The organism is Micromonospora sp. NPDC049275, from assembly GCF_043197115.1.
GTDB lineage: Bacteria > Actinomycetota > Actinomycetes > Mycobacteriales > Micromonosporaceae > Micromonospora.
On the sequence record NZ_JBICSN010000007.1, the window covers coordinates 155485 to 176435 of the forward strand.

Consider the following 20951-nt stretch of genomic DNA (forward strand, 5'->3'; position numbering starts at 1 on the left):
GCTTCAGACGATCCGCGACGACCAGAGCAGACTGAGCGCGCCGGCACAGAGCGCCAGCAGCAGCGCCAACCCCGCGTACCACTGGGTCACCTCGCGCGGCTCGGTGCGGAACCCGATCGAGCTGCCCATGTCCTGGTAGACCTGCTTCAGCTCGCTCACCGAGGCCGCCTCGTAGAAGTAGCCCTCGGTGGTCTCGGCCAGCTCGGCGAGGGCCAGCCGGTCCACCGGCACCCGCTGGAGCTGCCCGCCGATGTCGACCTGACCGGTGTCGGTGCCGAACGCGATGGTGGACACCGGCACGTTTGCCGCCTGCGCGGCGGCCGCCGCCTCCTCCACGGACCGGCCGGAGGTGCGGAACCCGTCGGACAGCAGCACGATCCGCGCCGGTGGGATGCCCGCCGCGCCGTCGGCCGGCACCGACCGGATCGCCTCCAGACAGGTGAACACCGCCTCGCCCGTCGCGGTCGCCTCGGCCAGCACCAGCCCGTCGATGGCGGTGGTCACCGCGTCCCGGTCCTTGCCCGGCGGCACCAGCACGTTGGCCGCCTTCGCGAACGAGACGAGGCCCAGGTTGTAGCTCTCCGGAAGCTCACCGACGAACTGCTTGGCCGCCTCCTGCGCGGCCTCCAGCCGGTTCGGCGCCACGTCGTCGGCCTGCATGGACAGCGACACGTCGATGGCGAGCATCACCGTCGCCCGCTCCAACGGCTCCTTCGTGTCCACCGCCGGACGAGCCAGCGCCGTCGCCAGCACCAGCAGGCAGAGCAGGAACGCGGTCGCCGGCACGTGCCGCCGCCAGCCCAGACCCTTCGGCGCGACGGTCCGCAACAGGTCCACATTGGTGAACCGCATCGCGTACGCCCGGCGGTGCAACTGCCGCCACACGTAGAACGCGGCGAGGGCGAACACCGGCAGCACGGCCAGCAGCCACCACGGTTGCAGAAAACGGATCATCGTGTCGTCCCCCGGGTACGCGCGTGCCGCTGCGCGGCCACGAAACGCACCATGTCCAGCAGCCAGTCTCGGTCGGTACGCAGACGCAGGTGGGCCGCCCCGGCGCCACGCAGCGCGGCGGCGATCGCGGCCCGTTGGGCGGTGGCGGCCTCGGCGTAGCGCTGCCGCAGCCGCGGGTCGGCGGTCTGCACCTCGTGCAGCTCACCGCTCTCCGGGTCGACCACCGGCAGCACCCCCACGTCGGGCAGCTCCAGCTCGCGCGGGTCGACCACCTCGATCGCCAGCAGGTCGTGCCGGACGCGCAGCTTGCGCATCGGCCGTGCCCACTGCTCGGTCGGCGCCAGGAAGTCCGAGACCACGACTGCCACACCGCGCCGCCGGGGCGGGCGGTTGAGCATCTCGACAAGCGCGCCCAGATCGCCCCGGCCGGGTTGGATCGCGGTGCCGGCGACGGCCCGCAGCAGGCCCTGCGCCTCCTTGCGGCCGGAGCGGGCCGGCAGTCGGGTGAGCACCCCCGGGCCGACCGGCGGCGGGCCACCCCTGAAGCGTCGCGCCGGCGCGGACGCGCCACCACCGGTGCCGATCACCGCGCCGATCCGGTTGCCGCCCCGGACGGTCAGATGGGTGATGGCGGCCGCGGCGGCCACCACGACCTCCCGCTTGAGCCACTGCCCGGTGCCGAAGTCCAGGCTGGCCGAGAGGTCCAGAGCCAGCCACGTCTCCAACTCCCGGTCCGCGACAGTGCGCCGCACGTGCGGGGTCGTGGTCCGCGCGGTCACCGGCCAGTCCATCCGGCGTACGTCGTCGCCGGGGCGGTACTCCCGCGACTCGCCCGCCTCGCTGCCCGGCCCCGGGAGCAGGCCGGCGTAGTCACCCTGGAGCAGACCGTCGAGCTTGCGGGTGACAAGCAACTGGAGTCGGGACAGCACGGCCTCGCTGCGGTCGGGGGCGGGACGAGGGGTGGGTGAGGTCACGGCCGCTGCCCGGGCCAGCCGGCGCCCGGCGGCGGGGTGCTCGACGGTGGGGTGGCCTGCTGCCGGGGCGCGACCGCCGGAAGCGGGATGGTCGACATCACCCGGTGCACGATGTGGTCGGCCGGTACGTCGTCGGCGAGCGCGTCGTAGCTGAGCACCAGCCGGTGGCGCAGGATGTCCGGGGCGATGTCCTGGACGTCCTGCGGCAGGGCGTAGTCGCGCCCGCGCAGCAGCGCCAGCGCGCGGGTTGCCCGGACCAGGCCGAGCGAGGCGCGCGGGCTGGCCCCGTACTGGATCAGCTGGGCGACGTCCGGCATGCCGTGCTCGGCGGGCGCGCGCGTGGCCAGCACCAGACGCACCGCGTAGTCGACGAGCGCGTTGTGCACGAATACCTGGTCGGCCTTGCGTTGCAGGGCGATCAGCTCGGGGGTGTCGAAGACCGCCGTCGGCTCCGGGGCGGTCACCCCCATCCGGTAGACGATCTCCCGCTCCTCGGCGTCGGTCGGGTAGCCCACGACGATCTTCATGAGGAACCGGTCCCGCTGCGCCTCCGGAAGCGGGTAGACGCCCTCCTGCTCGATCGGGTTCTGGGTGGCCATCACCAGGAACGGATCGGGCACCCGGTGGCTCTCGCCGCCGATGGACACCTGACGCTCGCTCATGACCTCCAGCAGCGCCGACTGCACCTTGGCCGGAGCGCGGTTGATCTCGTCGGCGAGCAGGAAGTTGACGAAGACCGGGCCCAACTCGACGTCGAACTTCTCACTCGACTGCCGGTAGATCCGGGTGCCCATGATGTCGGCAGGCACCAGGTCCGGGGTGAACTGCACCCGGGCGAAGGACCCGCCGACGACCTTGGCGAGGGTCTCCACGGCCAGGGTCTTGGCCACGCCGGGCACGCCTTCGAGCAGGCAGTGGCCGCGGGCGAGCAGCGCGACGAACATCCGCTCGACCATCCGGTCCTGCCCGACGATCACCCGTTTGATCTCGAACAGCGCCTTCTCCAGCAGGGTGGCGTCCTGCGCCGGTGTGGTCACCGGCGCGGGAGTCTCCGGTGCCGCCCCGTTCGGCGTCGGAGCGTCGGGCATGGTCGGCTGGGCCACCGGTCCTCCACAGCGTTTGTCGGTCGTCGCGGCTGGTGCGGTATCAAGACTCGCATGCCTTCCTGAGTGTCGAGGGGGGGAGAAGCCGATTTTCGTCGCGCCGTCCCGGCAGCCGAATCGCGCATCACGGGTGGACAGGAACCGGCCCGCCGTGTGTACGATTCACCCCGTCGCCGGGCGGCTCCCCCCGTGGCCGCCCGGCGCTCAAGCTCTCCGCCCGGCCGCCCTAGACTGGCCCGGATGAGCCTCCCCTCCCCTGCCGACGAGCCCCTGGTCTGTTCGGCCCGTGGTTGTCGCGCCCCCGCCGTCTGGGCGCTGGAGTGGAACAATCCCCGCCTGCACACCGCCGATCGGCGCAAGACCTGGCTGGCCTGCGCCCAGCACCGCGGCAGTCTCGGCGAATTCCTGGAGGCTCGCGGCTTCCTTCGTGCCGTCACCGCGGTGCCCGGATCGCCTACCCTCGACACGTGAGCGAGCGCAGCGAGCGACCGATGACGCACGGCAGCGTGGCGCTTCGCGCCGCCGACGGGCAGGGCAAGGCCGCGACGCACGGTGCACGCCGCGCGCGGCACAGCAGCGCGCGGCACAGCAGCGCGCGGAACGGCGCCCGTCGGTGAGCGCGGAGGACCGCGTCGACCCGGCGACGTCCCCCGGCGACGCCTCCCCGCCCTGGCCACCCACCCCGGCTCCCGCGCCGCCGCCCGGCGCGTTCCCGGCACCCGGCACACTCGGCCCGGACCCTTCCCCGCCGGACGTGTCGTCGCCGGCCCCGCTGCCGCCGAGCGCCCTGCCCCCGCCCGGCGGAACCGCCACTGGATCACCTCCGCCCGACCTGCCGTCCCCCGGTCTGCTGCCGCCCGACCCCGGCATGCTGACCCGTTCCGGCCCGCAGTCGTCGGGGCGGGGGCCGCTGGAGCCCTGGCCGGACACCGTCCAGTGGCAGCCGATCTCCAGCGACCTGATCTGGGTGGAGCTGATCCGGCTCGCCGTCGTGGTGGCCGTCGGCCTGGCGGTGACCGCGATCGGCTGGGCGCTGACCGGCCACTGGCTGTTCGGGCTCGCCCTGGCTCTCGTGGTGGTGCTCGGCGTGTGGCGGGCCACGGCCGTCGTCCGCGCCGTACGCGCCTGGGGTTACGCCGAGCGCGACGGCGACCTGCTGGTGCGGCACGGGCTGCTGGTCCGGCGGTTGTCCATCGTCCCGTACTCCCGCATGCAGTTCGTCGACGTGAGCGCCGGCCCGCTGGAGCGTGCCTTCGACCTGGCCACCGTGCAGTTGCACACGGCGGCGGCAGCCAGCGACGCACGGGTGCCGGGCCTGCGTCCGGCGGAGGCGTCCCGGCTGCGCGACCGGCTCACCGCGCTCGGCGAGGACCGGGCGGAGGGCCTGTGACCGCCCGCGCGGGCGACCGTCGGCGCCGACGAGAGCCGGCCCGATGAGCGACGGCCCCGCCGAGCCGGGCACCCGGCCGCCGCTACCGGCAGGACCGCTCGGCCCACCGCACCCCGCCGGACCGCTTGGCCCACCGCACCCCGCCGGACCCCCCGGGGCCGTACACAGCTGGCCGGCGTCGCCGGGCGGCGGTGACGGCGAGCCACGGCAGCGGCTGCACCCGCTCAGCCCCCTGCTGCACGGTGCCAAGTCGCTTGTCGTGGTGATCGCGGGCCTGTCCTGGTCGACGCTGTCGCGGGTGGGCTTCGGCTGGTTCGCGGCGATGGTGGCGGTGCTGGCGATCGGCGCGACAGTGCTGTCGGTGATCAGCTGGTACAACACCGGCTACCACGTGGTGGGCCGCGAACTGCGGGTGCACGAGGGGCTGCTCTGGCGGCGTACCCGGGCCATCCCGCTGGAGCGGTTGCAGGCCGTGGAGGTGGTCCGGCCCCTGCTCGCCCAGCTCACCGGCCTGGCCGAGCTGCGCCTGGAGGTGGTCGGTGGGGGCAAGACCGAGGCGCCGCTGGCGTACCTTCTGGTGGCCGACGCGGCCCGCCTGCGCGAGCGGCTGCTGGCGCTCGCCGGGCGGACGACGCCGCCACCCCCGCCCGGTGTCACCGCCGTCCCGACGGAATCCGGGACGGCGGCGGCCGCGTCGGGTCGGCCGCTGCACGCGGTACGCAACAGGAACCTGCTGGTCAGTCAGTTGCTCACCCCGCAGGCGTTCCTGCTGCCGTTCGGCCTGGCCTTCGTCGTGCTGCAGTTCGTCACCGCCGGCTCGTGGTCGTTCGTCGCGGTGGCGAGCACGCTTACCGCGATGGCCGGTGTGCTGCTGCAACCGATCCGCCGGGTCCTCGACGACTGGAACTTCCGACTGGCCCGCGACGGCGGCATCCTGCGGGTGCACAACGGCCTGTTGGAGACGCGCGCGCAGACCGTGCCACTGGACCGCGTCCAGACCGTGCGGGCCACCTGGCCGCTGCTGTGGCGGGTCAACGACTGGCTGCGCCTGCGGTTGGAGGTGGCCGGCTACTCCGTGGCGGAGGCCGACGACCGCAACCGGCCGGACCGACTCCTGCCGGTAGGCGACCTGCCGACCGCCACGATGATCGTCGCCGAGGTGCTGCCGGGCGTACGCCTGGACGCGTTGGCGCTGAGCCCACCGCCGCCCCGCACGCGCTGGCTGCACCCACTCGGGCGCGGCGCGCTCGGTGCGGGCCTGTTCGACCGGGTCTTCGCCACCCGGTCCGGACTGCTGACCCGGCAGGTGGCGATCGTGCCGTACGCGCGGATCCAGAGCGTGCGGGTGGTGCAGGGGCCGGTGCAGCGCCGGCTGGGCCTGGCGACCGTACACGCGGACACGGCGGGCGGTTCAGGCGCGACAGCGCAGGACCGCGACCTGTCCGAGGCATGGGCCCTGGCAGCCGAGCTGACAACCCGCGCGCACGCGGCCCGCGCAACCCCCTAGACCGCGTCGATCATGAAGTTATTGCCTCGACACGCCGGTCGGGACGGCGACAACTTCATGATCGACGGGGTCTTGGGTGGGGGGTTCGGGGTGGCGGGGGTGGCGGGCGCGCCAGGCGCGCTCGGCCAGGCCGACTACCAGGTAGGTGAGCCCGACGTACGTCCAGCCCACCAGCACGTCGATCACGTAGTGCTCACCGGAGTAGACCAGGGTGAAGGTCATCGCCAGCGGGTACGCGAGCAGCAGCGGCCACCAGCGGCGGCGGGTGGTGCGCAGGAAGAACAGCACCACGAACAGCGCCCAGGCGGTGTGCAGCGACGGCATCGCGGCGACCGGGTTCGAGGCGATCTGGCCGGCGTTGAGCACGTTGCCGGCGCCGTGCATGCCGAACGCCTTCCAGCCCCGGGTGGAGATCCGGGCGACCTCGGTGAGCAGGCCGTTCTGCGCGGCCCACCAGGGCGGGGCGGCCGGGTAGAGGAAGTAGGTGGCCAGGCCGGCGGCGCACAGGAAACCCCAGCGGCGCATGTACGCGGCCCAGCGGTGCCGGTCCCGCAGCCACAGCACCGCGGCGGCGGCCAGCGTCACCACGAAGTGCGAGAAGTACACCCAGCTCGCGGCGACGTCCCACCAGTGCACCTGCGGGAAGTAGAGGTGCTCCTGCAACCAGACGGTGGGCACCTCCCCGCCGGTGGCCCAGCCGAACATGAACCGGTCGGCGACGATCAACTCCATCGCGTGCGGGGTGGAGCCGTTGTCGGCGAACCCGCGCGACAGGTTGTAGACGACGAACAGCAGCACCACAGGCACCCAGTCCCGGGCGAAGCGCAGGTGGCTGCGCCACGGCCGCTCGCTGTTCCAGGCGATCGTCGCCAACCAGATCCAGACGAAGGCGTACGCCGGGTCGGTGGGCAGCCCGATCGCGAGCCAGGCGGCGACGAAGGCGACCGCCCAGACCGTCATGGCGACGATGCGCCGACGGCCCCCGTCCGGGGACGCGGGTGGGTCGGTCCGGGCGGGGGGCTGGGGGTCAGTCACGACGGCCATCGCGGTCAAGGTTAACGACGGGTACGGCATCGACCGACGGGGACCACCCGCAGCGGCTGTCCACGGGTGCGCCCGGATCGCCGGGCGCGTGCCCGACGCATCCGGCGAACACCTAGGCTGACGACCATGCAGGAGCAGCCCGAGCCGGCCCTCGCGCCGGGTCTGACCGCCCAGGTCGAACTGACAGTCACCGAAACGGACACCGCCCAGGCGGTCGGTTCGGGGGACGTACCGGTGCTGGGCACACCCCGGGTGCTCGCGCTGGCCGAGGCGGCCACCGTCGCGGCCACGGCGGCCACCCTGCCGGCCGGGTCGACCACGGTGGGCACCCGGGTCGAGTTGGAGCACCTCGCGCCGACAGTGGTCGGGCGCACGGTGCGGGCGCAGGCGCTGCTGGCGACTGTCGACGGTCGCCGGTTGTCGTTCGAGGTCACCGTCGCCGACGGCGACCAGACGGTGGCCCGGGGCCGGGTCGACCGGATCGTGGTGGATCGGCAACGCTTCGTCGACCGGGCCGGGCGGTCGTCATGAGCGCCGGGTTCGCCGAGGTCGCCGACCGGGTGTACGTGCTGCGCGAACCCCTGCTGCGGGTCAACGTCACACTTGTCGTCGGCGACGACGAGGCGCTGCTGGTGGACACGCTCTCCTCCGCCCGGCAGGCCACGGAGCTGGCCGCCGCCGTCGGGCGGGTCACCGATCGCCCGCTGACGCTCGTCAACACCCACCACCACTACGACCACTGCTTCGGCAACGCCGTCCTGGCCGGCGACCCACCCCGCCCGGTGTACGCCCACGAGCGGGCCGCCGCGGCCCTGCGCGAGGAGCCGGAGCGGCTGCGCCGGGAGGCTTACGAGGAGGTGCGTACGGAGCACCCGGAGCTGGCTGCCGAGCTGGCCGACACCCCGCTGCTCGCTCCGACGCACCCGGTGCACACCGAGACGACGCTCGACCTGGGCGGCCGGCGGGTGCTGCTGCGGCACCCGGGGCGCGGGCACACCGACGCCGACCTGGTGGTGCACGTACCCGACGCGGACGTGCTGGTCGCCGGTGATCTGGTGGAGCAGAGCGGCCCCCCCGCCTTCGAGGACTCGTACCCCCTGCAGTGGCCGGACGCGGTCGCGGACCTGCTGCGGCTGACGACAGCGCGCACGGTGGTCGTGCCGGGCCACGGCGACCCGGTGGACGTCGGGTTCGTCCACGCCCAGCACGCCGAGCTGGTGCGACTGGCCTGGCTGATCCGGGCCGCGCACACCGGCGACGCGCCGCCGGAGCGGGTGGCCGCCGAGGCGCCCTTCGGTGCCCGCGCGGCCCTGATCGCCGCCCGCCGCGGCTACACCGAACTCAACGGCACGTCCTAACGGCCGAAGCGGCGGGTGACGTCGGTGCGGGTGGGCATGGCGGTGGCACCGCCCGGGGATTCGCAGACCAGGCCCGCCACCCGCAGCGCGAAGGCCACCCGCTCGACCCAGACCGCCGGGTCGTCCGGCTCGCCGTCGAGGAGCAGGTCGGCGATCAGCGCGGCCATGACCGAGTCTCCGGCGCCTGTGGCGTCGATCGCGTTGACCTTGGGGGCGGGCAGCCGTACCGGGTCGGCGCCGGCGGCGGCCAGCACCGCGCCGGCCGCGCCGAGCGTCACCACCACCGTGGCCGCGCCCAGCTCCCGCAGGTACGCGGCCACCCCCTCGACCGGCTCGCCCGGGTAGAGCAGCTCGGCGTCGGCGGTACTCAGCTTGACCAGGTGTGCGCCCGCGGCGAACTCGGCCGCCACCTCGCGTAGCCCGGCCAGCGCGGCCGGCCCGGCGAGCAGGCGGGGGCGTACGTTCGGGTCGAAGACGCGCAGCCCGGCGGCGAGCGACCAGGCCCGGCGCGCGGCGGCCAGGGTGTCGGGTCGCAGCAGCACGACGGAGCCGCAGTAGAGCACGTCCGCGCCCTGGACCAGCGTCACGTCCAGGTCGTCGGGGCCGAGCAGGCCGTAGGAGGGCGGCTCGCCGTAGAAGCGGAAGTCGGGTTCCGGCCCGGCGTAGGTGACCACCGCGAGCGTGGTCGCCACCGGCACCGTGACCGCACCGGCGACACCGACGCCGACCTCGGTCAGGAAGTCGCGGATGCGCCCGCCCAGCACGTCGTCGCCGAGCGAGCCGACGAACTGCGCCGCACCGCCGAGCCGGTTCACCCCGACGGCGACGTTGAGCGGCCCACCGCCGATCGCCTGCCGGTAGACCCGTTCCCCGTCACGCTCGGTGTCGAGCAGGTCGACGAGCGCCTCGCCGAGCACCACCGCGTACCCCATCGGAGCCCTCCTCGTCGTCGCCCGCCGCCGGCCACGACGGCCGCCTGGAACCAGGCTGGCACAGCGCGCGGCCCGGTGAGCGGCGAAGACGCGGCGCCGCGATCAGCAGGCGTGGTGGATCGGCCCGTCGAGCGCGGACAGGGGCCGGCCGCTGCCACCCCAGCGGGCCGCGACGATCTGCGCGGCGACGCTCACCGCGGTCTCCTCGGGTGTACGCCCACCGAGGTCCAACCCGATCGGTGAGGCGAGCCGGTCGAGCTGCTCCGGGCTGAGTCCAGCCTCGCGCAGCAGCTTGTGCCGCTCGTCGTGGGTGCGCCGCGACCCCATCGCGCCGACGTACGCCACCTGTTGGCGCAGGGCCAGCGCCAGCAGCGGCACGTCGAACTTCGGGTCGTGGGTGAGCACGCAGACGACTGTGCGCGCGTCGACCCGGCCGGCGTCGACCTCGGCCCGCAGGTAGCGGTGCGGCCACTGCACCACCACCTCGTGCGCGTCCGGGAAGCGCCGGCCGGTGGCGAAGACGGCCCGGGCGTCGCAGACGGTCACCCGGTAGCCGAGGAACGCGCCGATCCGGGCCACCGCGGCCGCGAAGTCGATCGCCCCGAAGACGATCATCCGGGGCGCGGTGGCGTACGCGGCCACGAAGAGGCTGAGGCCGGCGCCCCGGCGCTGCCCGTGGTAGCCGTACCGCAGCACGCCGCTGTGCCCGGCGGCGAGCAGCCCGAGCGCGTCGTCGGCCGCGGCGTCGTCCAGCCGGTCGTCGCCGAGCGAGCCGGTCACCTGCCCTCCGGTGAGCGCCAGCCGTCGACCCAGTCGCCCCGCCGGGTCGGTAGGCGTCCCGCCCGGGGAGTCGCCGGCGTCGGCCGCCACGCAGGTGACGACCGCGGCCGGTTCGCCGGCCCGCCGCGCGGCGGCGACCGCGTCGAGCTGCGCGAGGGCGCCGTCGTCGATCCGCTCCACGAACACGTCGAGCATCCCGCCGCAGGTCAGCCCCACGGCGTACGCCTCGTCGTCGCTGACGCCGTAGTGGACGAGCTCAGGTACGCCGGTGTCGAGCACGTGGCGGGCGCGCTCGTAGAGGTCGGCCTCGACGCAGCCGCCGGAGACGCTGCCGGTGACCGTGCCGTCGGCGGCCACGAGCATGGCGGCGCCGGGCGGCTGCGGCGCGGACCGCCAGGTGGCCACGACGGTGGTCAGGGCCACCGTCTCGCCGGCGCGGCAGCGGCGGTGCAGGTCGTCGAACACGTCGGGCACGCGCTGCCGCCTCCTTCGTCTCGCCGCCGGCCGGTCCCGTCGTACGACCGACGGGGCGGGGTGCGCCGCGCCGAGGCGGGAGATCTGCCCGGACGGTCCTCGTCGCCGTGGGGATGCAGATCATCACTATAGGAGAGAACCCGTCGATCCGATCGGGAGACGGGTGAGCCCGCGGGCCGCACCAGCCGTGTTTGACACATCGAGGATCGGCTATTGCGCTGACGGCGGGTGACGTGATGGGATGACGCGTACCGGGCGGTGCGAGGGCTGCCGCGCCGCCGGTTGCCGGGTTGAGTTCAACGCGAGGGCACCGGTCCAGGACAGGACCGTTGATGGCGTGTGTCCGCTGGCCGATCTTCTGCCGGGGCACGTCACGGTGATCGTCGTACCCGCCCCCACGGCGCTGCGACGACACCACACCCCACCCGATTGCGGCGGGGCGGCCTGGGCGGCACGCCTCGCGAGTCAGGAGAACCCGTGAACCGTTCCCGTACGGCCGCAGTGCTCACCGCGGCCCTAACCTTCGCTCTGGGCGCCGTCGCCCTGGCGTCCAGTCCGCAACCGGCAGCCGCGCACGGCGCGGCGATGACGCCGGGCAGCCGTACCTACCTCTGCTGGCAGGACGGCCTGAGCCAGACCGGCGAGGTCAGGCCGAACAACCCGGCGTGCTCTGCCGCGGTGGCGCAGAGCGGGGCGAACTCGCTCTACAACTGGTTCAGCGTGCTGCGCTCGGACGCCGGCGGTCGGACCACAGGCTTCATTCCGGACGGGCAGCTGTGCAGTGGCGGCAACCCCGGTTACAAGGGCTATGACCTGGCCCGCACCGACTGGCCGCTGACCCACCTGACCTCCGGCTCGCGGCTGGACTTCCGGTACAGCAACTGGGCGCACCACCCGGGCACGTTCTACTTCTACGTCACCAAGGACAGCTGGAGCCCGACCCGGGCGCTGGCCTGGAGTGACCTGGAGGAGCCGTTCCTGACGGTGACCAACCCGCCGCAGCGCGGCAGCGTCGGCACCAACGACGGGCACTACTACTTCAGCGGCAACCTGCCGTCGGGCAAGAGTGGCCGGCACATCATCTACTCCCGCTGGGTGCGCTCGGACTCGCAGGAGAACTTCTTCGGCTGCTCCGACGTGACCTTCGACGGCGGCAGCGGTCAGGTGACAGGCGTGGGTCCGGGCGGCTCGAACCCGACCACCGCACCGCCCACCACCGCACCTCCCACCACCGCGCCCCCGACCACGGCGCCGCCGACCACCGCACCGCCGACGACGGCGCCCCCGACCACCGCGCCGCCGACCACCCCGCCGCCGGGTGGCAGCGACTGCATGGCCGTCTACAAGGTGACGAGCACGTGGCAGGGTGGCTTCCAGGGCGAAGTCATGATCATGAACCACGGCAGTACGCCGTTCTCCGGCTGGACCGCGAGCTGGACCTGGCCCAACGGGCAGGCGATCAATCAGATCTGGAGCGCCACTCAGACGACCTCCGGGTCGTCGGTGACGGCGACGAACGTCGGTTACAACGGCACGATCGCACCGGAGGGCACCACCACGTTCGGCTTCCTGGCGAGCAGCACAGGAACGAACGGCATTCCGACCGTCAGCTGCGCCCGCCGCTGAGGTTTCCCTGAAATGATCAAGAGGTTTGCGTCACCCGAGCGATTCCGGGTGACGCAAACCTCTTGATCGACAGGGTGGGACGGGGTCAGCGGACCATGGAACCGACCACCGGCTTCGTCAGCAGGGCGGACTGGTTGCGCTGGATGCCCGGGTCGAGCGTCTTGGCCACGAAGATGGCGTGCCAGATGCAGAAGATCAGCACCGTCCACACCTTGCGGGAGTGGTCGGCCTCCTCCCGCTTGTGCTCGTCGAGCAACCGCAGCGCGTACGACAGGTCGAGCAGGTCGCCCGCGCCCGAGGTGCTCAGCACGTGCCGGGCCCACTCGTACATCTCGCCGCGCAGCCAGACCCGGGTGGGCGTCGGGAAGCCCAGCTTCTTGCGGTTGACGATCGCCGGCGGCACGACACCCTGCAACGCCTGACGCATCGCGTACTTGGTGGCGTCCGAGCGCGGCGGCAGCTTCAGGTCCACCGGGATCTTCGCCGCGACGTCGAAGACCTCACGGTCGAGGAACGGCACCCGCACCTCCAGCGAGTGCGACATCGAGATCCGGTCGGCCTTGACCAGGATGTCGCCGCGCAGCCAGGTGTAGAGGTCGACGTACTGCATCTTGGTGACGTCGTCCAGCTCGGTGCACTCGGCGTAGATCGGGGCGGTCACGTCGGTGTAGCGCACCGAGGGGTCGTAGCGCCGCATCAGGTGCTGCTTCTCCTCCTCGGTGAACATCCGGGCGTTGCCGTAGTAGCGCTCCTCGATCGGGGTGGTGCCGCGCTCCAGGAAGCTCTTGCCCTTGACCCCCTGCGGGATCGCCTTGGAGACGGCGCGCAGCCCCTTCTGCACCCCACCGGGCAGGCCGTTGACGGTGCCGAGCGACAGCGGCTCCCGGTAGATCGTGTAACCGCCGAAGAACTCGTCCGCGCCCTCGCCGGAGAGCACGACCGTGACGTGCTCGGCGGCCTTCTTCGCCACGAAGTAGAGCGGCACCAGCGCCGGGTCGGCCACCGGGTCGTCGAGGTGCCAGACGATCTTCGGCAGCGCGTCGATCATGTCCTGCGGACCGATCTTGGTGGGGATGGTGGTGACGTCCAGGTGTCGGGCCGACTCCTGCGCGACGTCGATCTCCGAATAGCCCGGCACGTCGTAACCGACAGTGAAGGTGAGGATGTTCGGGTTGAACTCGCGGGCCAGCGCGACGACAGCCGTCGAGTCGATGCCGCTGGACAGGAACGAGCCGACCGGCACGTCGGAGCGCATGTGCATGCGGACGCTCTCGCGCAGCGTCTCCCGGATCTCGTGGTACAGCTTCTGCTCGTCGTCGACAGGCGCGGGCCGGAACACCGGCCGGTACCACCGGCGCACGTCGATGCGCCCACCCGGGGTCCAGCTCAGGTACTCCCCCGAGCCGATGCGGCTGATGCCCTTGTGCAGGGTGCCGGGCTCCGGAACGTACTGCAGGGTCAGGTAGTGGCTCAGGTTCGCCGCGTCGACACCCGCGTCGCCCTGGTAGTTGCTGTGCGCGAACGGCAGCAGCGCCTTCTTCTCCGACGCCAGGTACAGGCCGTCGGCGGTCTCCAGGTAGTGCAGCGGCTTGATGCCGAAGTAGTCGCGGGCGCCGAACGCACGCCGTTCCTGCCGGTCCCAGATGACGAAGGCGAACATGCCGCGCAGGCGGGTGAGCACCTGCTCGCCCCAGAAGTGGTAGCCGGCGACGATCACCTCGCCGTCACCGGCGGTGGCGAACTGCGCGCCGAAGTTCCGGACGAGCTCGTCGCGCAGCTCGATGTAGTTGTAGATCTCACCGTTGAAGGTGAGCAGGTAACGGCCGTTCGCGTAGGGCAGCGGCTCGTGACTCGACGCGACGTCGATGATGGCGAGCCGCTTGTGGGCGAACACGCCGTCCGCGTACCGGCCGGAGGCGTCACCGACCACCTCGACCCCTGTCTCGTCTGGGCCGCGGTGGTGCAGGCATTCCAATGCTCCGGCGATGTGGTCGCGGTGCGCGGCGGCGTTACCGTTCGCGCTGAAGAAGGCCAGGAGTCCGCACATGGTGGTCATCTTTCCACGCGGTCTGTCGGCCCGTCGCAGCCGTCCGTCGATCCGGAGCGCTCCCGGCCGCCACCAACACGAACCGGGCACGCGGTACCGTCGGGACCAGCAACGACGCGGAGGGAGCGGCGCAATGACCGAGGAAAGCACCGACGGTACGCCGACAGACGGCACGGAATCGCACGATCCGGACTTTCCGGAGGCGTTCCTGTCCTTCATGCGGCAGGGCTGGCGGGACAGTGAACTCCCGGTCACGCCCCGTCCCGAGGCGCCGAACTACGCCAAGCGCCGCGCCGCGTTGTCGGCGGCCTTCCCCGGCGAGACACTTGTCATCCCGACCGGCGGCGAGAAGGTCCGCGCCAACGACACCGCCTACCCGTTCCGGCCGGGCAGCGACTTCGCCTACCTGACCGGTGACCACGACCCGGACAGCGTGCTGGTGCTGCGCCCCAACGGCTCGGGGCACGACGCGACGCTGTACATGCGGCCCCGCTCGTCCCGTGAGACCGACGAGTTCTTCCGCAGCCGGCACGGCGAGCTGTGGGTCGGCCGCCGGCACACCCTCGGCGAGAAGTCCACCGAGCTGGGCCTGCCCACCGCCGACCTGACCGGCCTGGAGGCGACGCTCGCCGACCTGGCGCCCGGCCGCACGCGGGTGCTGCGCGGCTTCGACGCCCAGGTCGACGCTGCCGTCCGCCCGTACGACGGGGTCCGCGCCGAGGGGCAACCGCCGCGCGACCGGGAGCTGGCGATCGCCATCTCGGAGCAGAAGCTGGTCAAGGACGAGTGGGAGATCGGCCAGCTCCAGGACGCCATCGACGCCACGGTGCGCGGCTTCGAGGACGTGGCCCGGATCCTCCCCGCCGACCGCGCCGTCTCGGAGCGTCTGCTGGAGGGAATCTTCGCGCTGCGCGCCCGCCACGACGGCAACGACGTCGGGTACGGCTCGATCGTCGGCGCGGGCGAACACGCCACGATCCTGCACTGGGTGCACAACCACGGCGCCACCCGTCCGGGTGACCTGCTGCTGATGGACATGGGCGTCGAGGGCCGCAACCTCTACACCGCCGACGTGACGCGGGTGCTGCCGGTCACCGGCCGGTTCACCGCCCTGCAACGCCAGGTCTACGACATCGTGTACGCCTCGCAGCAGGCCGGCATCGACGCCATCCGCCCCGGCGTCAAGTTCAAGGACGTCCACCTGACCTGCATGCGGGTGCTCGCCGAGGGCCTGGCCGACCTGGGCCTGCTGCCGGTGAGCGTGGACGAGGCCATGGACGAGAAGTCCTCGGTCTACCGGCGGTGGACACTGCACGGCTTCGGCCACATGCTCGGCATCGACGTGCACGACTGCTCGAACGCCCGCAAGGAGACCTACCGCGACGGCGCGCTGGGCGAGGGCTACGTGCTCACCGTCGAGCCGGGCCTGTACTTCCAGCCGGAGGACGAGCTGGTCCCCGCCGAGCTGCGCGGCATCGGCATCCGCATCGAGGACGACGTACTGGTCACCGCCACCGGCGCCGTGAACCTGTCCGCCGGCCTGCCGCGTACCGCCGACGAGGTGGAGACGTGGCTGGCCGAGCAGCGCGAAGCGGGCCCCCGCCTGCCCGCCTGACCCGTCCGACCGCAAGCCCCGCCCCTCCCCCGCCCCCGAACTCCGGGGTGCCGGCGGGAGGGGCGCGGCGTTGCCCCCACCCCCCGGCGCTCGCCTAGATCCACTCGGGTTCCCTGAATCCGGGGCTTCCGACCCGCTCGGACAGCGCGCTTCCAAGGAACCCGAGTCGATCACGCGCGAGGGCGGCGCCATCCCCCCGGCCAGCCCCGACCCACTGGACCAGCCTCGCCGGTGACCACCCCCGGCACGCGCCGGCCGGCCCGGACCCACCGGACCAGCCCCGATCCACCGGCCAGCCCTCGGCCCCACCGGTCAGCCCGACCCACCAGCCGGCCTGCGACCCCACCGGACCGGCCCCGACCCCACCGACCCCGGCCCCAGTCCCAGTCCCGGCCCCGGTCCCGGCCGCACCGAACCAGCCCCGACCCACGGCCAGCCCGCGGCCCCACCGGGACCAGCACCGGCCCCGTCGGCCAGTGCTGGGCGGGCCGGCCTGCACCTGGGTCGCCAGCACCACCTGGTTGCGCCCTGCCTGGCGGTCCGGGGCCCACCGACCTCGGCCCGGCGCGTTGGTCCACTCCAGATCGCCGAGGTTGCGGTCTCCGGGTGCCGGAATACCGCGACATCGGCGCAACGGAGTGGATCACGCCCCGCACGCCAGCCAAGATCGACTCGGGTTCCTTGAATCCGGGGCTTCCAACCCGCTCGGACAGCGCGCTTTCCAGGAACCCGAGTGGATCATGATCGGCGGCAGCGCCTCACGCTCGATCCGCGACGAGCGCGGCGACCGCGTTTGGGCTGCTCACGCCCCTTCCTGCCACCCCGGACGGTTACCGAGTCCCTGCCCTGACCTGAGGCATATGCGGGGTTTTCTCGGATACGTCCGCCTCGCGAAGATAGTTCTCATACGGTGGGCATCGGAGGCTGCAACCGATTTGTGGCTGGTCGTGGCGCTGCGGGCGGTGCGACCCCGTCTGGTAGTAGGAAGGGCGGAAGGCTCTGATGTCAAACGACGTAACGAGTACCGACGGCGGGGCCTCGACGGCTCCGCCGACACGACGACGACGGGCCCTGTGGGTTGCCGGCGTCGCCGGCCTGACCGGGGTGGTCGGCCTGGCCGCCCTCGGCGGCCTGGCAGCCCGGGACGACAAGCCCACCTCCGGCCGGGTGTCCGACGCCCAGTCGTCGACCAATCGGCAGAACGTCAGCGACGCCGGCGGGAACACCGATGGTGGCGGGGAGAGCGGCGCCAAGGAGAGCGGCGGCGGCGACGACTGGAGCGGCGACGACTGGAGTGGCTTCGACGACCGCGTGGGCAAGGACGACAAGCGGGACGAGAAGGACCGCACCAAGGAGGTGCCCTGCGACTCGGACAAGCTGATCCAGGCGATCACCTTCGCCAACAACGGCGACGGCGGCGTGCTGGAGCTGGCCAAGGGCTGCACGTACACCCTGACCCGCAACCAGGACGGCAACGGCCTCCCGGTGATCACCGAGCCCATCACGCTCAGGGGCGAGCACACGACAATTGGTCGTGAGGCCACCGCCGACTACTTCCGCATCCTGAATGTCGGCCCGGGCGGGCAACTCACCCTCAAGGGCCTGAGCATCAAGGGTGGGCAGACCATCCAGCAGGCGATGACCGTGGAACCGGCGACGGTCTGGGGGCCGTACTCGGCCTCGGTCCGGGCCTCCGCCGCGACGACCAAGCCGACGGCGGCCACCGCATCCGGCACCGCAGCCAAGCCGGCGACGGCCACGGCAGCGAAGCCCGCGGCGACAACCGCCCCGGCCACGGCAGCGGTAGCCAAGCCGACGGCAGCCCAGCAGGCAGCGGCCCAGCAGGCGGCGGCCCAGCAGGCGGCAGTCAAGCCGACGGCGGCCCAACAGGCGGCAGCCAAGCAGGCGGCAGCCAAGCAGGCGGCAGCCAAGCAGGCGGCAGCCAAGCCGACGACGGCCCAACAGGCAGCGGCCAAGCAAGCAGCGGCCAACATGACGGCCAAGGCGGTGCCGACCGAGCCGAGAGCAGTCAAGGTCACGGAGCCGACGGGAGCAGCCAAGGCGGCCGCGGAGGCTTCGGCGGCCAAGCAGGCGACCGCCACGCAGGTGGCGGCAACAGCCAAGGCGGCCGCGGCCGCGAAGGCAGCGGCAGCCACGCAGGCAACCGCCGAGCAGGCGACCGCCAAGCAGGCGGCGGCCAAGTCAGCGACCGCACCGGCCCAGCAGGCAGCGACAATCGCCAAGGCCCCGCCGGCAGCGGCGAGCACGGCGGCGGTCGTACCGCTGGTGGAGGAGCCCGGGTTCAACGACGGCGCCGGGGTGCTCGTACAGCCCGGGGGCCGGGCGGAGATCCTGGACAGTGAGCTGCTCTACAACCAGTCCGGCGGCAACGGCGGCGGGCTGGCCAACTTCGGCAGCACCAGGCTCAGCAAGACGACTGTCGCGCACAACACCGCGTTCTTCGTCGGCGGCGGCATCTTCAACGCCGGCGTACTCCAGGTCGACGAGTCGAAGGTCAAGGACAACTCCGGAATCATCGGTGGCGGTGGCATCTCCAACGGCGCGCCGGCGATCCGCAGCGAGGGCGTTGTGGGCGGTTCCGTCTGGGTCTACAAGAGCGAGGTCACCGACAACGAGACGCTCGGCTTCGGCGGCGGCGTGCTGGATGTCGAGGGCACCACGACGCTGCACCAGACGACTGTCGGTGACAACACCGCTGTGCTCGAGGGTGGTGGCGTCGCGGTGGCGGACAGCCAGCTCACCCTCAAGGACGCCACGGTGGTCAAGAACAGCGCCGCTCGCGACGGTGGCGGCCTGTTCCTGAGCTCCGACAGCGTCGCGACGATCGAGAACAGCAGGATCAAGGACAACACCGCTGGCTTCTCCGGCGGCGGCCTCTTCAACGACGACGGCGTCACCACGCTGCGCGACAGCGAGGTGTCGGGCAACCGGGCCGTCGGTCCGTTCGGCCGCGGCGGCGGCATCGTCAACACCGAGGGGAGCGAGGTCACGCTCCACCGGACGACTGTGGCCCACAACTTCTCCACCCTCGAGCCGGGGGGCATCTTCAACAGCATCGGCGGCACGGTGCTGCTGGACGACGAGTCCGCCGTCACTGCCAACCGACCGACGAACTGCTTCAACGTTCTGGACTGCTTCGCCTGATCGGGTGGGGCTGAACCACATAGAGGGCGCGCCCCTCCGAGCCGGTCACGGCACGGAGGGGCGTACCCATTTGGGCTGGTCAGAGGGCCGACAGCCCGGCTTGGGGGCGGCGTGCCCGGCCGGGGTTTCCCGGCCGGCGAACGCGAACATGAACCTAATGTGGGGTTGTTTCGGATACGCCCGCGAGGCGAGGAACATTCTCATACGGTGTTTTTGGGAGCTACAACCGATTTGTAGCAGGGGACGACCGCCTGGGGGCGGCGACCCTGTCTGGTACGAGGAGAGGGCAGAGAGCTCCGATGTCCAACTACCTAACGAACAACGAAGCCTCTGGGCGGGCGACGGCCAAGAGCCGCCGCAAGCTCTGGCTCGCCAGCGGCGTGGCCGGTCTGACGGGCGTGATCAGCCTCGCGGCGGTGGGCGTCGCGGGCAGCGCCGGAGCGGTTGGCCTGAACTGGAACACCGCGCAGGTCAGCAAGGACGGCGACCAGCACGGTGACGAGGGCCGCGACTGGGACAAGGACAAGGACCAGGACAAGGGCAAGGACCGCGACAAGGACCACGAGCGCGGGAAGGAGGTGCCCTGCGACACCGACAAGCTGATTCAGGCGATCGTGTTCGCCAACAACAAGCACGGCGGTGTGCTGGAGCTGGCCAAGGGCTGCACCTACAACCTGAGCCGCAACGACTACGAGGGCAACGGCCTGCCGGTCATCACCGAGAACATCACGCTCAAGGGTGAGCACACGACGATCGTCCGGGAAGCCACGGCTGACTACTTCCGGATCCTGAACGTCGGCAGCGGTGGGCACCTCACCATCAAGGGCCTGACCATCAAGGGTGGCCAGACCCTCGAACTGTTCGACGCCGTCGAGCCGGCGGCCGTCTGGGCGTCCTACTCGGACTCCGAGGCGATCGCGGCGCAGGTGAAGGCGGGCGTTCCGCTGAACCAGGCGCTCGCGACGCGGCAGGCCAACCCGAAGGCGGGCCTGAAGGCCGCGCCGAAGGTGACGCCGAAGGCCGCGCCGAAGGCGGCGCCTGGCGTCGTCACGCCGCTGGTCGAGGAGCCGGACGAGAACGACGGTGCCGGCATCCTGGTCCAGCCGGGTGGCACGGCCGAGATCCTCGAGTCCGAGGTCGTCCTCAACCAGTCGGGCGGCAACGGCGGTGGCGTGGCCAACTTCGGCACCACGAAGATCTGGCACAGCACCGTCACCCGCAACACGGCCTTCTTCTTCGGTGGCGGTGTCTTCAACGCCGGCCTGCTCAAGGTCGAGGAGTCGAAGATCACCGACAACACCGCAGTCATCGGTGGTGGCGGTATCTCCAACGGCGCCGCGCGGATCTTCACCGACGACGTCGACGGCGGTACGGTCGAGCTGAAGAAGGCTGAGATCACCGACAACGAGACGCTGGGCTTCGGCGGTGGCTACCTCGACATCGAGGGCAACACCACGGCGTACGAGACGAAGTTCGCCTCGAACACCGCAGTCCTCGCCGGTGGCGGTCTCGCCGCGGCGGACAGCCAGCTCAACCTCTACAACAGCACGGTCGAGAAGAACAGCACCGCCGGTGTCGGCGGCGGCGTGGCCATCGCGTTCGACAGCGCGGTCACGTTCGAGAAGGGCGCCATCAAGGACAATACCGCCGGCTTCTTCGGCGGCGGGCTCTTCAACGCCGGCAGCATCACCACGCTGCGCGAGACCGAGGTCGTCGGCAACCGGGCGATCGGTCCGATCGGGGTCGGTGGCGGCATCTTCAACATCTTCGGCGAGGTCAACCTGTCGAAGGCGAAGGTCGCCTACAACTTCTCCACCTTCGAGCCGGGCGGGGTCTTCAGCTTCTTCGGCGAGGTGAACGTGGACGACAAGTCCGCGATCACCGCGAACCGTCCGACGAACTGCCTGGCCATCCCGGGCGGCACCATCGAGAACTGCTTCGCCTGATCAGGGCGTAGCGCCAGCACGACGGGCCGGCCCCCT

Annotated in this window: 17 protein-coding genes; 10 read left to right on the plus strand and 7 right to left on the minus strand. The window is 72.0% G+C overall.

What is annotated here, in order from left to right; genetic code table 11:
* Nucleotides 1-3: 3 nt before the first annotated feature.
* The 3 genes from ACGFIE_RS21995 to ACGFIE_RS22005 are packed head-to-tail and all read right to left on the minus strand — an operon-like array spanning nucleotide 4 to nucleotide 3031.
* Complete coding sequence (locus ACGFIE_RS21995) at nucleotides 4-954, minus strand: VWA domain-containing protein (RefSeq protein WP_007462563.1); 951 nt, start codon at nucleotides 952-954, stop codon at nucleotides 4-6.
* Nucleotides 951-1946 (minus strand): DUF58 domain-containing protein, encoded by a 996-nt coding sequence (locus ACGFIE_RS22000; protein ID WP_363690031.1) that lies wholly within the window; start codon nucleotides 1944-1946, stop codon nucleotides 951-953. The genes ACGFIE_RS21995 and ACGFIE_RS22000 overlap by 4 nt, the downstream gene beginning before the upstream one ends.
* A complete protein-coding gene (locus tag ACGFIE_RS22005; protein WP_363689997.1) occupies nucleotides 1925-3031 on the minus strand; it encodes a MoxR family ATPase in 1107 nt (368 codons plus the stop codon). Before ACGFIE_RS22005 ends, ACGFIE_RS22000 begins: the two co-directional genes overlap by 22 nt.
* 240 nt (nucleotides 3032-3271) lie before the next feature.
* On the opposite strand from ACGFIE_RS22005, the gene ACGFIE_RS22010 reads away from it, so the two are divergent.
* The 4 genes from ACGFIE_RS22010 (at nucleotide 3272) to ACGFIE_RS22025 (ending at nucleotide 5928) form a co-directional block, all read left to right on the plus strand.
* On the plus strand, nucleotides 3272-3502 hold the full coding sequence (locus tag ACGFIE_RS22010) for a hypothetical protein (RefSeq protein ID WP_393297220.1): 231 nt from the start codon (nucleotides 3272-3274) through the stop codon (nucleotides 3500-3502).
* Nucleotides 3499-3648 carry a hypothetical protein gene (locus ACGFIE_RS22015; protein WP_393297222.1) on the plus strand — a complete coding sequence of 50 codons (150 nt, stop codon included), beginning with the start codon at nucleotides 3499-3501 and terminating at the stop codon, nucleotides 3646-3648. The genes ACGFIE_RS22010 and ACGFIE_RS22015 overlap by 4 nt, the downstream gene beginning before the upstream one ends.
* Nucleotides 3649-3899: 251 nt before the next feature.
* Entirely contained in the window at nucleotides 3900-4421 is a 522-nt protein-coding gene (locus ACGFIE_RS22020; protein ID WP_393297500.1) for a PH domain-containing protein, read from the plus strand.
* Nucleotides 4422-4464: 43 nt separating this feature from the next.
* A complete protein-coding gene (locus tag ACGFIE_RS22025) occupies nucleotides 4465-5928 on the plus strand; it encodes a PH domain-containing protein (protein ID WP_393297224.1) in 1464 nt (487 codons plus the stop codon).
* An 18-nt stretch (nucleotides 5929-5946) separates the two neighbouring features.
* Here the strand turns inward: ACGFIE_RS22025 and ACGFIE_RS22030 are convergent, their stop codons facing one another.
* On the minus strand, nucleotides 5947-6972 hold the full coding sequence (locus tag ACGFIE_RS22030) for a phosphatase PAP2 family protein (RefSeq protein WP_393297225.1): 1026 nt from the start codon (nucleotides 6970-6972) through the stop codon (nucleotides 5947-5949).
* Nucleotides 6973-7098: 126 nt separating this feature from the next.
* Between ACGFIE_RS22030 and ACGFIE_RS22035 the strand changes: the two genes are divergently transcribed.
* Both ACGFIE_RS22035 and ACGFIE_RS22040 read left to right on the plus strand, forming a co-directional pair.
* Complete coding sequence (locus ACGFIE_RS22035) at nucleotides 7099-7503, plus strand: hotdog domain-containing protein (RefSeq protein ID WP_363690007.1); 405 nt, start codon at nucleotides 7099-7101, stop codon at nucleotides 7501-7503.
* The gene (locus ACGFIE_RS22040; protein WP_393297228.1) at nucleotides 7500-8330 is read left to right on the plus strand and encodes an MBL fold metallo-hydrolase; all 831 of its coding nucleotides are present in this window, start codon (nucleotides 7500-7502) and stop codon (nucleotides 8328-8330) included. The genes ACGFIE_RS22035 and ACGFIE_RS22040 overlap by 4 nt, the downstream gene beginning before the upstream one ends.
* Here the strand turns inward: ACGFIE_RS22040 and ACGFIE_RS22045 are convergent.
* Both ACGFIE_RS22045 and ACGFIE_RS22050 read right to left on the minus strand, forming a co-directional pair.
* Nucleotides 8327-9262 carry a PfkB family carbohydrate kinase gene (locus ACGFIE_RS22045; protein ID WP_393297230.1) on the minus strand — a complete coding sequence of 312 codons (936 nt, stop codon included), beginning with the start codon at nucleotides 9260-9262 and terminating at the stop codon, nucleotides 8327-8329. The genes ACGFIE_RS22040 and ACGFIE_RS22045 overlap by 4 nt on opposite strands.
* 102 nt (nucleotides 9263-9364) lie before the next feature.
* A complete protein-coding gene (locus tag ACGFIE_RS22050) occupies nucleotides 9365-10516 on the minus strand; it encodes an XdhC family protein (RefSeq protein WP_393297232.1) in 1152 nt (383 codons plus the stop codon).
* A gap of 477 nt (nucleotides 10517-10993) precedes the next feature.
* Between ACGFIE_RS22050 and ACGFIE_RS22055 the strand changes: the two genes are divergently transcribed.
* A complete protein-coding gene (locus ACGFIE_RS22055) occupies nucleotides 10994-12142 on the plus strand; it encodes a lytic polysaccharide monooxygenase (protein ID WP_393297234.1) in 1149 nt (382 codons plus the stop codon).
* A gap of 85 nt (nucleotides 12143-12227) precedes the next feature.
* On the opposite strand, the gene asnB is transcribed toward ACGFIE_RS22055, so the two are convergent.
* The gene (gene asnB / locus ACGFIE_RS22060) at nucleotides 12228-14189 is read right to left on the minus strand and encodes an asparagine synthase (glutamine-hydrolyzing) (protein WP_363690017.1); all 1962 of its coding nucleotides are present in this window, start codon (nucleotides 14187-14189) and stop codon (nucleotides 12228-12230) included.
* Nucleotides 14190-14322: 133 nt separating this feature from the next.
* Between asnB and ACGFIE_RS22065 the strand changes: the two genes are divergently transcribed.
* From ACGFIE_RS22065 to ACGFIE_RS22075, 3 genes are all read left to right on the plus strand, one after another.
* Entirely contained in the window at nucleotides 14323-15804 is a 1482-nt protein-coding gene (locus ACGFIE_RS22065) for an aminopeptidase P family protein (RefSeq protein WP_393297236.1), read from the plus strand.
* A gap of 1002 nt (nucleotides 15805-16806) precedes the next feature.
* Nucleotides 16807-18969 (plus strand): right-handed parallel beta-helix repeat-containing protein, encoded by a 2163-nt coding sequence (locus tag ACGFIE_RS22070; protein WP_393297238.1) that lies wholly within the window; start codon nucleotides 16807-16809, stop codon nucleotides 18967-18969.
* Between the two features lie 299 nt (nucleotides 18970-19268).
* On the plus strand, nucleotides 19269-20915 hold the full coding sequence (locus tag ACGFIE_RS22075; RefSeq protein ID WP_393297240.1) for a hypothetical protein: 1647 nt from the start codon (nucleotides 19269-19271) through the stop codon (nucleotides 20913-20915).
* Nucleotides 20916-20951 lie beyond the last annotated feature (36 nt).

Coding starts and splice junctions, on each gene's coding strand:
- ACGFIE_RS21995 (WP_007462563.1), bottom strand. CDS start 954: ATGATCCGTTTTCTGCAACCGTGGTGGCTGCTGGCCGTGCTGCCGGTG.
- ACGFIE_RS22010 (WP_393297220.1), top strand. CDS start 3,272: ATGAGCCTCCCCTCCCCTGCCGACGAGCCCCTGGTCTGTTCGGCCCGT.
- ACGFIE_RS22020 (WP_393297500.1), top strand. CDS start 3,900: ATGCTGACCCGTTCCGGCCCGCAGTCGTCGGGGCGGGGGCCGCTGGAG.
- ACGFIE_RS22025 (WP_393297224.1), top strand. CDS start 4,465: ATGAGCGACGGCCCCGCCGAGCCGGGCACCCGGCCGCCGCTACCGGCA.
- ACGFIE_RS22030 (WP_393297225.1), bottom strand. CDS start 6,972: ATGGCCGTCGTGACTGACCCCCAGCCCCCCGCCCGGACCGACCCACCC.
- ACGFIE_RS22035 (WP_363690007.1), top strand. CDS start 7,099: ATGCAGGAGCAGCCCGAGCCGGCCCTCGCGCCGGGTCTGACCGCCCAG.
- ACGFIE_RS22040 (WP_393297228.1), top strand. CDS start 7,500: ATGAGCGCCGGGTTCGCCGAGGTCGCCGACCGGGTGTACGTGCTGCGC.
- ACGFIE_RS22045 (WP_393297230.1), bottom strand. CDS start 9,262: ATGGGGTACGCGGTGGTGCTCGGCGAGGCGCTCGTCGACCTGCTCGAC.
- asnB (WP_363690017.1), bottom strand. CDS start 14,189: ATGTGCGGACTCCTGGCCTTCTTCAGCGCGAACGGTAACGCCGCCGCG.
- ACGFIE_RS22065 (WP_393297236.1), top strand. CDS start 14,323: ATGACCGAGGAAAGCACCGACGGTACGCCGACAGACGGCACGGAATCG.
- ACGFIE_RS22070 (WP_393297238.1), top strand. CDS start 16,807: ATGTCAAACGACGTAACGAGTACCGACGGCGGGGCCTCGACGGCTCCG.
- ACGFIE_RS22075 (WP_393297240.1), top strand. CDS start 19,269: ATGTCCAACTACCTAACGAACAACGAAGCCTCTGGGCGGGCGACGGCC.